This window comes from Stenotrophomonas sepilia (assembly GCF_003244875.1).
Taxonomy (GTDB): Bacteria; Pseudomonadota; Gammaproteobacteria; order Xanthomonadales; family Xanthomonadaceae; genus Stenotrophomonas; species Stenotrophomonas sepilia.
This window is the reverse complement of the sequence record NZ_LXXZ01000049.1, coordinates 57764-71344: the sequence shown is the minus strand read 5'-3', so window position 1 is coordinate 71344 and position 13581 is coordinate 57764. Positions and strand designations below refer to the sequence as shown.

13 protein-coding genes, 1 other RNA gene and 1 riboswitch are annotated in these 13581 nt (G+C 68.2%); of the genes, 6 read left to right on the top strand and 8 right to left on the bottom strand.

Annotation, left to right across the window (positions count from 1 at the left end; translation table 11 throughout):
- Window positions 1-64: 64 nt before the first annotated feature.
- Together rnpB and rsmI are read right to left on the bottom strand one after the other, a co-directional pair.
- Window positions 65-416: RNase P RNA component class A (rnpB, locus tag A7X97_RS09490), an RNA gene on the bottom strand.
- Window positions 417-571: 155 nt separating this feature from the next.
- Complete coding sequence (gene rsmI, locus A7X97_RS09485) at window positions 572-1390, bottom strand: 16S rRNA (cytidine(1402)-2'-O)-methyltransferase (RefSeq protein WP_061478399.1); 819 nt, start codon at window positions 1388-1390, stop codon at window positions 572-574.
- An 81-nt stretch (window positions 1391-1471) separates the two neighbouring features.
- On the opposite strand from rsmI, the gene A7X97_RS09480 reads away from it, so the two are divergent.
- The 4 genes from A7X97_RS09480 (at window position 1472) to A7X97_RS09465 (ending at window position 5600) form a co-directional block, all read left to right on the top strand.
- The gene (locus A7X97_RS09480) at window positions 1472-3193 is read left to right on the top strand and encodes a penicillin-binding protein activator (RefSeq protein WP_088497867.1); all 1722 of its coding nucleotides are present in this window, start codon (window positions 1472-1474) and stop codon (window positions 3191-3193) included.
- Window positions 3183-3551: a YraN family protein gene (locus A7X97_RS09475; protein ID WP_049439300.1), complete on the top strand. Its 369-nt coding sequence runs from the start codon at window positions 3183-3185 to the stop codon at window positions 3549-3551. The genes A7X97_RS09480 and A7X97_RS09475 overlap by 11 nt, the downstream gene beginning before the upstream one ends.
- 85 nt (window positions 3552-3636) lie before the next feature.
- Window positions 3637-4218: a metal-dependent hydrolase gene (locus A7X97_RS09470; protein WP_072167843.1), complete on the top strand. Its 582-nt coding sequence runs from the start codon at window positions 3637-3639 to the stop codon at window positions 4216-4218.
- The gene (locus tag A7X97_RS09465) at window positions 4215-5600 is read left to right on the top strand and encodes an FAD-binding oxidoreductase (protein ID WP_072167842.1); all 1386 of its coding nucleotides are present in this window, start codon (window positions 4215-4217) and stop codon (window positions 5598-5600) included. Before A7X97_RS09470 ends, A7X97_RS09465 begins: the two co-directional genes overlap by 4 nt.
- A gap of 227 nt (window positions 5601-5827) precedes the next feature.
- On the opposite strand, the gene A7X97_RS09460 is transcribed toward A7X97_RS09465, so the two are convergent.
- Window positions 5828-7849: an acyltransferase family protein gene (locus A7X97_RS09460; RefSeq protein WP_111007853.1), complete on the bottom strand. Its 2022-nt coding sequence runs from the start codon at window positions 7847-7849 to the stop codon at window positions 5828-5830.
- Between the two features lie 422 nt (window positions 7850-8271).
- On the opposite strand from A7X97_RS09460, the gene A7X97_RS09455 reads away from it, so the two are divergent.
- Together A7X97_RS09455 and A7X97_RS09450 are read left to right on the top strand one after the other, a co-directional pair.
- Window positions 8272-8682 (top strand): hypothetical protein, encoded by a 411-nt coding sequence (locus tag A7X97_RS09455; protein ID WP_088497845.1) that lies wholly within the window; start codon window positions 8272-8274, stop codon window positions 8680-8682.
- Between the two features lie 128 nt (window positions 8683-8810).
- Window positions 8811-9182, top strand: a complete 372-nt coding sequence (locus A7X97_RS09450) for a DUF805 domain-containing protein (RefSeq protein ID WP_111007852.1) — start codon at window positions 8811-8813, stop codon at window positions 9180-9182.
- A 192-nt stretch (window positions 9183-9374) separates the two neighbouring features.
- On the opposite strand, the gene thiL is transcribed toward A7X97_RS09450, so the two are convergent.
- From thiL to A7X97_RS09425, 5 genes are all read right to left on the bottom strand, one after another.
- Complete coding sequence (gene thiL / locus A7X97_RS09445; protein ID WP_088497843.1) at window positions 9375-10337, bottom strand: thiamine-phosphate kinase; 963 nt, start codon at window positions 10335-10337, stop codon at window positions 9375-9377.
- Window positions 10338-10457: 120 nt separating this feature from the next.
- Complete coding sequence (nusB, locus tag A7X97_RS09440; protein ID WP_005415268.1) at window positions 10458-10937, bottom strand: transcription antitermination factor NusB; 480 nt, start codon at window positions 10935-10937, stop codon at window positions 10458-10460.
- A complete protein-coding gene (gene ribH, locus A7X97_RS09435; protein ID WP_005415267.1) occupies window positions 10934-11401 on the bottom strand; it encodes a 6,7-dimethyl-8-ribityllumazine synthase in 468 nt (155 codons plus the stop codon). Before ribH ends, nusB begins: the two co-directional genes overlap by 4 nt.
- Before the next feature lie 171 nt (window positions 11402-11572).
- Window positions 11573-12673 carry a 3,4-dihydroxy-2-butanone-4-phosphate synthase gene (gene ribB / locus A7X97_RS09430; protein ID WP_088496293.1) on the bottom strand — a complete coding sequence of 367 codons (1101 nt, stop codon included), beginning with the start codon at window positions 12671-12673 and terminating at the stop codon, window positions 11573-11575.
- Entirely contained in the window at window positions 12670-13296 is a 627-nt protein-coding gene (locus tag A7X97_RS09425; protein WP_065178777.1) for a riboflavin synthase, read from the bottom strand. Before A7X97_RS09425 ends, ribB begins: the two co-directional genes overlap by 4 nt.
- Before the next feature lie 74 nt (window positions 13297-13370).
- Window positions 13371-13516, bottom strand: a riboswitch (FMN riboswitch).
- Window positions 13517-13581: the final 65 nt, after the last annotated feature.

Below are 13581 nucleotides of genomic sequence, written 5' to 3'. Positions count from 1 at the left end.
CATCGTGAAGCTGCCGGCCAGCGGCCGGCACTACAGATGCGCGGTTCATGCATATCGAAGAAAGAGGCGGAGCCGGCCGATAAGCCGGGTTCTGTCGTGGACAGTCATTCCTCTAGGCGTTACGTCACCGCAACGCTCAAGCAACCTACCCGGATCCAACGCGGGCCGCGCCAAAGGATCCCTATTTGGTCTTGCTCCAGGTGGGGTTTGCCGTGCCGGTCTGTTGCCAGACTCGCGGTGCGCTCTTACCGCACCATTTCACCCTTACCGGCCTTCCGAAGAAGACGTAGGCGGTATCTTTCTGTTGCACTTTCCGTCGGCTTGCGCCGCCCAGGCGTTACCTGGCACCTTGCCCTATGGAGCCCGGACTTTCCTCGGCACCCCCGAAGGGATGACGCGACTGTCTGGCCGACTCCGCCAGCGCGCATTCTAGCGTACGCACGCCTTTCCTGCCGTGCCGATCGCGGCGTCCGGTTCATCCATCCACGCGTGGCGTGGCTCTAGCGATGCCGCTGCCTTGGTGGGTGCGGATTCCGATCTGGTGGGTGCGGACCTTGGTCCGCACGATCCATCAACTACCGTACAGCGCCTTGCGCGGCGCACCGGTCAGTTCCGCAGCCAGCTTGGCGGCGGTCGACGGCGGCAGGTGCTCGCTCAGCTTCGCGTAGACGCGGCGGCCGTGTGCCAGCTGCGCTTCCTCATCGTCACCCGCCCCCTGCACCATCACCACGAACTCGCCCTTGCGCTGGTTCTCGTCGGCCTCGACCCTGGCCAGCAGGCCGGCCAGGTCACCATCAAGGACGGTCTCGAACAGCTTGGTCAGCTCGCGGGCCAGCACCGCCGGGCGCTCGCCGCCGAAGATCGCCGCCATGTCGGCCAGCGACTCGGCGATGCGGTGCGAGGATTCGTAGAACACCATCGTGCGCACTTCGCCGGCCAGCGCCTGCAGGCGGTCGCGGCGACCGCTGGCCTTGGCCGGCAGGAAACCCTCGAAGCTGAAACGGTCGCTGGGCAGGCCGGCCACGCTCAGCGCGGCAATGGCGGCGCAGGCGCCGGGCACCGGGCTGACCTTGATGCCCGCCGCGCGCGCGGCACGCACCAGGCGGAAACCGGGGTCACTGACCAGCGGGGTACCGGCATCGCTGACCAGCGCCAGCGACTCGCCGGCCTGCAATCGCGAAACCAGGCGCTGCGCCAAGGCCTCTTCATTGTGTTCGTGCAGGGCCACCAGCGGTTGCTGGATGCCGAAATGGGACAGCAGCTGGCCGCTGCGGCGGGTGTCCTCGGCACAGATGGCCGCCACCGAACGCAGCACCTCCTGCGCGCGCGGGCTCAGATCGGCCAGGTTGCCGATCGGGGTGGCGACGACGTACAGGGTTGGCACACTCATTTCAGCGGTACTCACGGGGCAAGGGTAGAATCGTAGCGTGTACCCGGCCAAGGCCGCTGCCCTCATCGCATGGACCCGATCATGAACAAGCCCGCCGCACGGATCTCCGCCCTGTCGTTGTCGCTGATGCTGCTGGCCGGTTGTGCCACCACCAGCCTGACCAGCACCCCCGATTCGCCGGCCCAGAGCCAGGCGCTGGCGCTGATCGAACAGGGCAAGCCGCGCGACGCCGCACTGCAGCTGGAAGGCCTGGCCGCCACGCTGCGCGGCGGCGCCCGCAGCAACGCCCTGGCCGATGCCGCTTGGGCCTGGCACCTGGCCGGCGACAGTGCCCGCGCGCGCAGCCTGCTCGGCCAGCTCACCGCACGCCAGCTGTCCGGCGCCAGCCTGCAGCGCTACCAGCTGACCGGTGCCGAGCTCGCCTTGGCCGACAAGCAGCCGGCGCAGGCACTGGCCCTGCTGAAGGACCACGGCGACAACGTGCTGCCGGCCCTGCGCACGCGCTGGTACCTGGCCCGCGCCAGTGCCCTGCAGGGCACCGGCGATGCCTTCGGCGCCGCCACCGAGCGCGCCCGCGCCCATTCCAGCCTGACCGGCAGCGCGCGCAGCGAGAACCAGGCCGCCATTGCCGGCCTGCTCGGCACCCTCGACGACGCCACCCTGCGCAGCCGTGCCGCCGCCCTGCCGGCCAACGACCCGCTCTACAACTTCGCCGGCCGTGCACTGATCGCGCGCGGCCTGCCGCTGCCGCGCCCGTTCGACCGCGATGGCGCGGCCCAGTTCGACACCAGCAAGCGCCCGCCGGCGATGAGCGACGGTTACCGCCCGCCGGCCAAGCTGGCCGTGCTGCTGCCGCTCAGCGGCCGCCTGGCCACCGCCGCACAGCCGGTGCGCGATGGCCTGTTGAGCGCTTATTACGGTGAAAGCCGCCGCCGCCCGGACATCAACTTCTTCGACACCGCCGGCACCCCGGCCGGTGCCCTGGCCGCCTATGACAAGGCCGTCGCCTCCGGTGCCGACTTCGTGGTCGGTCCGCTGGGCCGCGACGAAGTGGACGCCGTGTACGGCCGGCAGCAGCTGCAGGTGCCGGTGCTGGCCCTGAACCGCGGCAAGGACGCACCGCCGGCCGGCAGTGCCGGCTTCTCGCTGGCACCGGAAGACGACGGCATCGTCGCCGCCGAGTACCTGCGTGGCCGCGAGCGCGGCAAGGCGCTGGTGATCAACAGCGCCGATGACACCGGCCGCCGTGCCGCCGCCGCCTTCGCCCAGCGCTTTGCGCAGCGCGGTGGCCAGGTGGTGGCCACGATCGGCGTCACCGATGCCGTCGGCGATGTCGGCGCGCAGGTGCGCAACGCCGGCCAGGTCGATGCCGTATTCCTCGCCGTGCGTGCGCCGCAGGCGCGCCTGCTGGCGCCGCAGCTGGCGCTGGCCGGTGCAGGCGGCGCGACCCGCGTTGGCACCTCGCAGCTGACCGTTGGCAGCGGCAAGGTGGAAGAAGACGTGGCGCTGGACGGCATCGTCTATCCGAACGAAGCCTGGAACGTGCGCAGTGTGTCCGGCCTGCCGTCGGCCAGCCAGGTGGCCAGCACCCTGCCGAGCGCACGCGGTGCGGCCGGCCGCCTGTTCGCCTTCGGTGCCGACGCCTGGAAGATCACCGCCTACCTGGACAAGCTGTCCAACGAAGGCGGCCTGGACGGTGCCACCGGCACCCTGTTCCTGGACAGCAACGGCAACATCCTGCGCCAGCCGGCCTGGTCGACCTTCAATGGCGGCCGGCCGATGCCGATCGTCGGTGGTCGCTGAGCGCAGCCAACGTGGCTCGGCGGTGGAAGCCGCCGCCGAGCAGCATCTGCAACAGGCGGGACTGCAGCCGCGTGCGCGCAACGTGCGCTATCGCGGCGGTGAACTGGACCTGGTGATGGACGATGCCGGCACCGTGGTGTTCGTGGAAGTGCGCTACCGCGCGCGATCGGATTTCGGCGGTGGCGCCGCTTCGGTCGATGCGCGCAAATGCCGGCGCCTGGCCCACGCCGCGCAGCTGTACCTGCAGGACCACCCGGCGCTGGCCAATGCGCCCTGCCGTTTCGATGTGGTCGAAGCCACCGGCGAACCGCCGCAGCTGCATTGGCTGCGGGATGCGTTCCGATTGGATGACTGCTGATGGCTACTCTTTGCCGGCCAGCGGCCGGCACTACCCGTCGGACCTGCAGCCGGCCCGCGGCCGGTACGACCATGGTGCGTGACTGATGCCGTCGATCATCACCCATGCCGCTGTGCCGCTGGCGCTGTGGTGCGCCGCTGATCGTGGCCGCATCCCGCCGCGCCTGCTGGCCGCCGGCGTGATCGCCGCCATGCTGCCCGATGCCGATGTACTGGCCTTCGCCCTGCACATTCCCTATGCCGATGCCTTCGGCCATCGCGGCGCCAGCCACTCACTGCTGTTTGCCGGCGTGCTGGCAGCATTGGCCGCGGCGTTGGCGTTCTTGGGTAGTCGCCGACCTTGGTCGGCGGATGTGTGCCAACCAAGGTTGGCATCTACCGTACAAGCCGCTGTATTCGTCTTCGCCTGCGCCGCCAGCCATCCGCTGCTCGATGCGATGACCTCCGGTGGTCTGGGCGTCGCGCTGGCCTGGCCGTGGAGCGAACAGCGCTTCTTCGCGCCGTGGCGCCCCATCCGCGTGTCACCGTTCGCGCCACAGTTCTTCAGCGCACGCGGCGTGGCTACCCTGCTCTCCGAACTGCGCTGGGTGTGGCTGCCACTGGCCGGCGCCGTTGTCGCCTGGAAACTGATCCAACCCGCTCCTGCTGCCTCACGAGATCCGTCATGAGTCCTGCCCTGCCTGCTGCCCTGGTTGCCGAACTGTCCACCCTGCTGGGCACGGAGGGCTGGCGCATGGATGACGGCGCGCTGGAGGCGAATGCGCAGGACAACTCATGGCGCCATCAGCGGCCGGCCGCAGTGGCGTTTCCGGCGGACATCGAGCAGGTGCAGGCGCTGGTGCGTGCATGCCGCGCGCATGGCGTGGCGCTGGTCGCGCGCGGTGCCGGCACCGGTACCACCGGTGCCGCGGTCCCGCAGCCGGGCAGCATCGTACTCTCGTTCACCCGCATGGACCGCATCGTCGAGATCCGCGCCGGTGATCGCTGCGCGGTCGTGCAGCCGGGCGTGTTGAACGGCACGCTGCAGCAGGCGCTGGCGTCGCACGGCCTGTTCTGGGCGCCGGACCCGTCCAGCGCCGAGATCTGCAGCATCGGCGGCAACCTGGCCTGCAATGCGGGCGGCCCGCGCGCGGTAAAGTACGGCACCAGCCGCGACAACGTACTGGGCCTGGTGGCGGTGACCGGCACCGGTGAGGTGATCCGCTGCGGTGGTGCCTACACCAAGGACGCCACCGGCTACGACCTCACCCATCTGCTGGTGGGCAGCGAAGGCACGCTGGCACTGATCGTGGAAGCCACGCTGAAACTGACCCCGCTGCCGGTCAGCCAGGCCGGCCTGCGCGTGCTGTACCGCGATGCCGATGCTGCTGCGGCCGGCGTGTCGCGGTTGATGTCGCAGCCGGTGGTACCCACCCGCCTGGAATTCATGGACGCGCGCAGCCTGGAGCTGCTGCGGCTGAATGGTGCCGATGTGCCGGAGGCAGGCGCGATGCTGCTGGTCGAGGCCGATGGTGACCACGACACCCTGCCTTATCTGCTGCAGGCACTGGCCAGTGCCGCCGAAGGCGACGGCATGATCGAGCTGGACGTGGCGATGGAGGGCCGCGCGCGCGACCAGCTGTGGGCCGCACGCAAGGCGCTGTCGCCCGCGCTGCGCAGCGTTGCGCCGGGCAAGATCAATGAAGACGTTGTGGTCCCGGTGTCGCGCATTCCGGAGCTGGTAGCCGGCGTGCAGGCACTGGCGCGTGACTACAGACTCACCATCGTCACCTTCGGCCATGCCGGCAACGGCAACCTGCACGTCAACATCCTCTACCACCCGGAGGATGCCGACGAAAACACGCGCGCGCATGCCGCGTTGCCAAAGATCTTCGAGCTGACCCTGGCATTGGGTGGCACATTGTCCGGCGAACATGGCATTGGCCTGGCCAAGCGCGATTTCATGGCACAGGCTTTCACCCCGGAAACGCTGACGGCGATGCGCGCGATCAAGGCCGCACTGGACCCGGACGGCATCCTCAACCCGGGCAAGGTGCTGCCGCCGGCATAGACCGCGCACATTCCTTCGCACTCCTGTAGAGCCGAGCCCATGCTCGGCGGCTCTTCGACCAGATCGCGATGAAGCCCGCGCTGCGCGCGCGAGCCGAGCGTGGGCTCGGCTCTACAACCACGTGTCGTTCACCCTCACACTCCTGTGGAGCCGAGCCATGCTCGGCCCCGCTTCGGCCACATCGCGATGAAGCCCGCACCGCGCGCAAGCCGAGCGTGGGCTCGGCTCTACACCGGCGTGTCGCCTGCAATATCGATCAGGGTCTGCCGGAAGCTGGGCAACAGCACGCGGTTGCCATGCCCGCTCAGGTGATCGTTGTCGAAGAACAGCGGCTCCCCGTCTTTCACCGCCGAACAGGTCGTTGGCCCGCACAGCAGCGGCAGCGGATCCCACACCGTCAGCGATGGATAGCGCACCGCCAGTTCGGACAGCAACGCCATCTGCGGCGCGCGCAGCCTTTCCAGGTCGGCGCGCGGCATGCTCAGGCCACCGGCACAGGCCGGGTTGCGGCGGTTGAACCAGTCCGAACAGCGGTACGCACCGGCCTTGAACAACGGCAGCGGCGCATCCACAACCACGTGCACACCCAGCTTCTGCAAACGCCCCAGCACTCGATCGGCTTCATCGCGTGCAGCTTGTGCATGCGCGGGCGTGCGCTCGGCCAGCAGTTGACGATAGATTTCCTGTGCATCCTGCCGCCGCCAGTCGAATCCGCGCAGCTCCGGCATGCGCAAGGCCGCCAGCAGCACGATGTCACCCGGGCGTGCCTCGCGCTCGATGGTCGACAGCGTGTGCTCAATGAACTCCTGGCAATCGGCTGGACTGGCCCGCAGCAGATTGACGAAGCTGCAGCCGCCGCGATCCTGCTGGCGCACCTCCATGCCGGTCTGGCGCGCGACCATGCTGGTCATGGTGCGATACGCCGCCGCGTGCGAATCGCCGGACACGAACAGGCGCCGTCCTTCAAGCGCCGGCGCACTCACCGGCTCTAATGGGCGCCACGCGGGGTAGCGACGCGCCTGCCATGCATAGCCGTCACGGGTAACGCTCAGCGAGACCTGCTCGTGGTACTCCACGGTGGCCCAGGCACCCGCACCACACAGCGCCACCACCGGCAACGCCATCGCCAGCACCTTGGCCGGTGCCAGGCGCAGCAGCGGCGCCGCACTGCGCAGCGGACGCTCGATGAAGTGATACGACGCAGCTGATACCGCCAGCAGCAACACCGGGTACAGCCACAGCGCGGCACCGTGCAGGCCGTAGGTCCAGCGCAGCAGCACCAGCAGCGGCCAATGCCACAGGTACAGCGAATAGGACAACCGGCCCAGGTAGGCCAGCGGTGCGCAGCCCAGCGCGCGGGCGAGGCGCGATGTCCCCGGCGCCGACACGCTTGCCAACAGCAGCAGGGTACCGGCCACGGTGGCCAGCACACCCGGCACCGGCATCGCCAGCTGCGGGGCGATCACCACGCCTGCGGCCAGCAGCGTCAGGCCGGCCGCTGCAACCGCACCACCGTTCTGGCCCGGCGTACGAGTACGCATCCACTGGTACAGCAGCGCGCCCGCAGCCAGCTCCCAGAACCGCGCCGGCAGCAGATAGAACGCTGCCGCTGGTGCCGTCTGCGCCTGCCAGCCCGCCCACGCCAGCGACAGCACGGTGAGCCCCGGCAACAGCCAACGCGACCACGGCCAGCGCTCACGCCCGCGCAGCCAGACGAAGAACAGCAGCGGGAAGACCAGGTAGAACTGCTCCTCCACGCCCAGCGTCCACGTGTGCAGGAACGGGTTGAGTTCGGCGCCGGGTGAGAAGTAATCGTCCTGCTGGCCAGCCAGCACGATGTTGCTGAAGCCGACCAGCGCGGCCCAGCCGGTCTGGTCGAACTGTTCATTGCGCCACGCACGGGGAATGAACAGCGCAGACAGTATGAAAGTGGCCACCAGCATGACCAGCAGCGCCGGCAACAGGCGCAGCACGCGGCGCCGGTAGAAGTCGAGCAGCATCGCGCCCAGCGACGCAGGCGTGCGCGAGGCCAGCGACTGGCTGATCACGAAGCCGGACACCACGAAGAACAGGTCCACCCCGGTGAAGCCGCCGGGCAGCCACGTCGCATTGGTGTGGAAGAGGACGACGGCCAGCACCGCCAATGCGCGCAGGCCATCGATGGCAACGTTGTGGGAACGTTCGGGAGCAGACATGCGGGTGACCGGCAGCGAGCGATCCGGCAGCATCGCCACCGTTTGCGCAGTCATTCAATGGACGATCGCGACAGGGCGGGACATGGTTCAGCTCCGGTCCCAGTTCGCCCCTGCGGGAATGTCGTAATCACCACACTGACGGCGCGCCGCACGTCTGCAACGTTTTCGAATTTCCAATCTTTCTCATTGGCATACGTGGCACTGCATGCAAATCATCTAGCGCCACCGACAACGGGTGGCACGGGCTTCCAATCCCGTTAGGTTGATGTGTTGGTTACGCTTGCCTGCCGGCGCCGCTCTTTCCTTGTTGGGTGGCGTCGGCAGGCATTCTGTCCGCGCTTACATGGCGGGCGGTGCGTGGGGGCCTCGTGCCCGCCGGCGCTTCTACATCGACCTCCGGTATTGGAACCACGCACCGTCCGCCACCCTCGCTGTTAAGCAGGGTGGCCCCTTACTGCTTGCACAAGGACGCCGCCATGACCGATTCCCCCTACCCGCACCTGTTCGCCACCCTGGGCGAGGCCGCCACGCGCCTGCCCGATGACCTGGCCCGCACGCTGGAAGACACCTTCGTCGCGCTGCAGAGCGGTAACAGTGCCGGGGCCATTACCCTGCAGGCCTGCCTGCAGCACATCCGCCAGGGCGACGCCGCCGATGGCCAACCATGGCCCGGCAACAACCGCACGCCCGGGCAACGCCTGGCCCTGACGCGTATTGATCGTGCCAATGCGGGGCTGAGTTTCCTGCTGGAACTGCTGCACGCCACCGAACGCGTACGCGTGGATGGGGATATCGACCAGCAGATGGGCGATGGCGCGCGCGAAGGGCTGCTGCTGGCCTGCCGTGGGCTGGCCGAGTACGTGGATGTGCAGCTGCGGGCGGCGTGAGCATCCGACGAAGAGAAGTGCGGGTGAGCGCTCAGTTCAGTTGCACGCTGCGCGCAATTGCAACGATTCCGATGGCTCGTCATCACAGGAGCACCAATGGTGCGCACTTCTTTTCAGGGAGTGTTTCGATGCACAAGATGATGGTTCCGCTCACCCGCTATGCGCAGTTCACTGGCCGCGCAAGCCTCAGCGAATTCTGGTGGTTCCAGTTGTTCATCATGATCATTTCGATCCCGCTGTATCTGCTGAGCTTCTATGCCGGCTACAGCGGTTCGCAGGGCCCGGCGCTGGTCGTCACCGGCCTGGGCGTAGTGATGTGGCTGGCATTCGTGTTGCCGTCCATCGCGGCCACCATCCGCCGCCTGCACGATACCGATCGTTCGGGCTGGTGGTTGTTGCTGGGGTTCGTGCCGTTCGTCAGCCTGGTGCTGCTGGTGTTTCTGCTGCTGCCCGGCACGCCGGGTGGCAACCGCTTCGGTGCGCCGGTTCCACACGTGTAACCAGCCCGCGTTGGTAGGTGTCGACCTTGGTCGGCTCGGCGTTGCCACCGGCTGCTGACACCTCTGTGCCAACCAAGGTTGGCACCTACCAGAGCAACATCGATGTGCTTCACTTGGGGTCAGATCCCTTTGCGGCGCAAAGGGATCTGAGCCCACCCCGAACGTTGACCCAGCAGGGCAGTACCGCTGCTGCTACGCGAAGTGCTGGTAGCCGCCGTCGGCGGCTTCGCCGTCCACGTGTACGCCCTGCCCTTCGGCAATACGGCCGATGCGGGTGAGCGGCACGTCCAGCGATTCGGCCAGGTAGTGCAGCGCGTCGCGCTGGTCGGCGGCGGCGGTGAAGCACAGCTCGTAGTCGTCGCCCCCGCGCAGTGCGCAGTCGCGTGCGGCCTCACGACCGAGCAGTTCACGCAGTGCGTGCGAGATCGGCAGCGAATCGGCATCCACATGCGCGGCCACGTTGCTGCGCGTGGCGATATGACCGAGGTCGGCCAGCAGGCCGTCGGATACATCCACCGCCGCGTGCGCGAAGGCCCGCAGGCGCAGGCCGAGGGTGACGCGCGGCGTCGGCCGCAGCAGGCGCAGGCGCAGGCTTTCGTAGTCGGCCAGCAACGTGGCGGTGGCGATGCTCAGTGCACCCTGCTGCCACAGGCGCAGCGCGCCGGCGGCGTCGCCCAGCGTGCCGCTCACCCAGATGTCATCACCCAGCTGCGCGCGGTCGCGCCGCAGGGCCTGGCCGCGCCCGACTTGGCCCATCGCGGTGACCGACAGCGAGAGCGGGCCGCGCGTGGTGTCACCACCGATCAGCGCGATGTCGTGCTGGTCGGCCAGAGCGAAGAAGCCATCGGCAAAAGCCTCGATCCAGTCTTCAGACGCTTCCGGCAGCGACAGCGCCAGCGTGCACCACGCCGGGCGCGCGCCCATCGCGGCGAGGTCTGACAGGTTGACGGCCAGGGTCTTCCAGCCGATGTCGAAGGCCGGGGTTTCCACCGGGAAGTGCACGCCGCTGTTGAGCGTATCGGCGGTGACCACCAGTTGCTCGTTGGCACGCGGCTGCAGCAGCGCGGCGTCGTCACCGATGCCGAGCAGGATGTCGTCGCGCTCGAGGGTGCGGGCGCGGATGCGGTCGATGAGGGCGAATTCGGCGAGGGACATGGAGCGTTCCCGCTGTTGTACGTGCCGCGCAGGGCGCGGTGGGCGGTAGTGCCGGCCGCTGGCCGGCAACCTCAGGATCCCTGCAGCTGCCGGCCAGCGGCCGGCACTACCACAGGTGGGTCAGTGACCCGATTCGACCTTGCGCCATTCCACGGCGGCACGATCCAGCACGCCGTTGACGTAGGTATGGCCATGTTCGGAACCGAAGCGCTTGGCCGATTCGATGGCCTCGTTGATCACCACGCGGTACGGCACGTCCAAGCGGTAGCGCAGTTCGTAGGCGGCCAAGCGCAGCACGGCGCGTTCGATCGCGTCCACTTCCTCGATGCCACGGTCCAGGTACGGGCCGAGCGCTTCGTCGATGTCGCGACGGTTGTCGAGCACGCCGTGCACCAGCGCCTCGAAGTAGGCCAGGTCGGCGATTTCGCGGGCCTGCTCGTGGGCGAACTGGGCGATCAGCGACTGCGCGTTGCCGCCGGAAATCTGCCAGGCGTAGATGGCCTGCACAGCACGACGGCGCGCACGCGAGCGCAGCACGGGATCCACGCCATCGCGGCGGACGGGTTTACCGGAGGGCTTGCCCTGGGTGTTCTTGTTCATGGCAGCTGCTCCAGAAGATTGACCATTTCCAATGCGGCGAGTGCGACTTCCTCGCCCTTGTTGCCGTGGCTGCCGCCTGCGCGGGCCTCGGCGTCTTCAACGCGTTCCACCGCCAGCACGCCGTTCAGCACCGGCACGCCGAAATCCAGCTGCACGCGCATCAGGCCTTCGGCACAGCGGTCGGCCACGTGTTCGTAGTGGCGGGTGTCGCCACGGATCACGCAGCCCAGGGTGAGGATGGCGGCGTGTTCATGCGCGGCGGCCAGGCGTGCAGCCACCAGCGGCAGTTCCCAGGCACCCGGCACGCGGATCACGTCGATGTTGGCTTCGGTGATGCCGTTGCCGGCCAGACTCAGGCGGGCGCCTGCGACCAGCGCGTCGGTGATGCGGGCGTTCCAGCGGCTGGCCAGGATGGCGAAGCGCGCCGACTCGGGAGTGCGAAGATCGCCTTCGTAGTGGCTCATATGCGGCTTGGGGGACTCGATAAGGGGGTAATTCTAGCGTGGATGGGCCCCGGCCGTGGCTGGCGGGGGCCTGCAGGGTGTGCCGACCAAGGGTCGGCCCCCACCGGTAGTGCCGGCCGCTGGCCGGCAATCCCGGGGATGCGGTTGCCGACCAGCGGCCGGCACTACTCATTACAGGGTCACCGTCTCCACCACTTCCAGGCCGTACCCGGCCAAGCCGATCTGGCGGCGCGGGGTGCCCAGTACGCGCAGCTTGCCCAGGCCCAGGTCGGACAGGATCTGTGCGCCGGCACCGTTGCGGCGCCACTGGCCCACGTCCTTATCCTTGCCCGGCACCACCGGCACCGGCTGCTGGCGCAGGCGGGCCAGCAGGGCTTCGCCATCGCGCGGGGCCGACAGCACCACCATCACGCCAGCGCCCTCGGCATCGATCGCCCGCAGGGCGTCGGTGGCGGCCACGCCGAAGTCGTCACGGCGCCAATGCAGCAGGTCGGCCAGCGGGTTTTCCACCTGCACGCGCACCAAAGTCGGGGTCTCCGCATCCGGGGCACCCCGGACCAGCGCGAAATGCAGGTCGTGGGCGATGCGGTCGCGGTAGGTCACCAGCTTGAACGGGCCGAATTCGGTGTCGATGTCGCGCTCGTCCACGCGTTCAACAGTCTTTTCGGTGGCCAGGCGGTAGGCGATCAGGTCGGCGATGGAGCCCATCTTCAGGCCGTGCTCGCGCGCGAACACTTCCAGCTCCGGGCGGCGCGCCATGCTGCCATCCGGGTTCAGGATTTCCACCAGCACGCCGGCCGGTTCCAGCCCAGCCAGCATGGCCAGGTCGACGCCGGCTTCGGTGTGGCCGGCGCGGGTCAGCACGCCGCCCGGCTGGGCGATCAGCGGGAAGATGTGGCCCGGCTGGTGCAGGTCCGACGGCTTGGCGTTGGGCTTCACCGCGGTGCGGATGGTGTGGGCGCGGTCGTGGGCCGAGATGCCGGTGGTAACGCCCTCGGCGGCCTCGATGCTGACCGTGAAGTTGGTCTGGAACTGCGCGGTATTGGCCTGCACCATCGGCGCCAGGCCGAGGTCGGCGGCGCGGGTGCGGGTCAGCGGCAGGCACACCAGGCCACGGCCGTGGGTGACCATGAAGTTGATGTCCGACGGCTTGACCAGTTCGGCGGCCATGATCAGGTCGCCTTCGTTCTCGCGGTCTTCGTCATCGACGATGACCACCATGCGGCCCTGGCGGATGTCTTCCAGGATTTCCGGAATCGGGGCGAAATTCATGCGGCATCTCCGTGTGGGTGCTGACCGTTGGTCGGCACACTGATCAGGCGCTCCACATAACGGGCGACCAGATCGATTTCCAGATTGACTGCACTGCCCACGCCGGTGGCGGAGAAGGCGGTGTTGGCCACGGTGTGCGGAATGAGGGCGACTTCAAAGCCTTCATCGTCCACTTCGTTGACGGTGAGGCTGACGCCGTCCACGCAGATCGAACCCTTCCTGGCGATGTAGCGGCGCAGCGAGGCCGGCGCGGCGAAGCGCCAGCGCTGGGCACGTGCATCTTCGTGGATGGACAACACCTGGCCGAGGCCGTCGACGTGGCCGCTGACCAGATGGCCGCCGAGGCGGTCGGTCGGGCGCATGGCGCGCTCCAGGTTGATGACCGCACCCTCGCCCAGCTGGCCCAGCGTGGTCAGGCCCAGAGTCTCGGTGGACGCATCAGCCTGGAAGCTGCGGGCGTCGAATGCGATGACAGTGAGGCAGACGCCGTTGATGGCAATGCTCTCGCCCATCTGCACGTTGTCGAACGGCAGATTCCCGACATTGAAGGTGAAGCGGACATCGCCGCCGATGGATTCACGTGCGGCCAGACGGCCGACGCCTTCGATGATTCCAGTAAACAAGTAACGTTCTCCGCGAAAAGTGAGCGAAAAACGCCGCAAGGCAAACAGGTGCACGCAGGGCAAGAGCCCTGTGGCACCGTCTTCTTTCATCCGGACTATGACCGTCGGCTCCGGCATTGGACCGGATCTGCTGACCCCCGGCCGTGGGCCGGGGCGCTCGCGGGCTCGTGCTTGCGCACCTACCGCCGGTGGGGAATTGCACCCCGCCCTGAAGACGTTTGTGTACCGGCGAACCGGTCTGGTCAGTGTACCAGCCCGGCCTGAACGGGTGGGATTCCCGGGGTC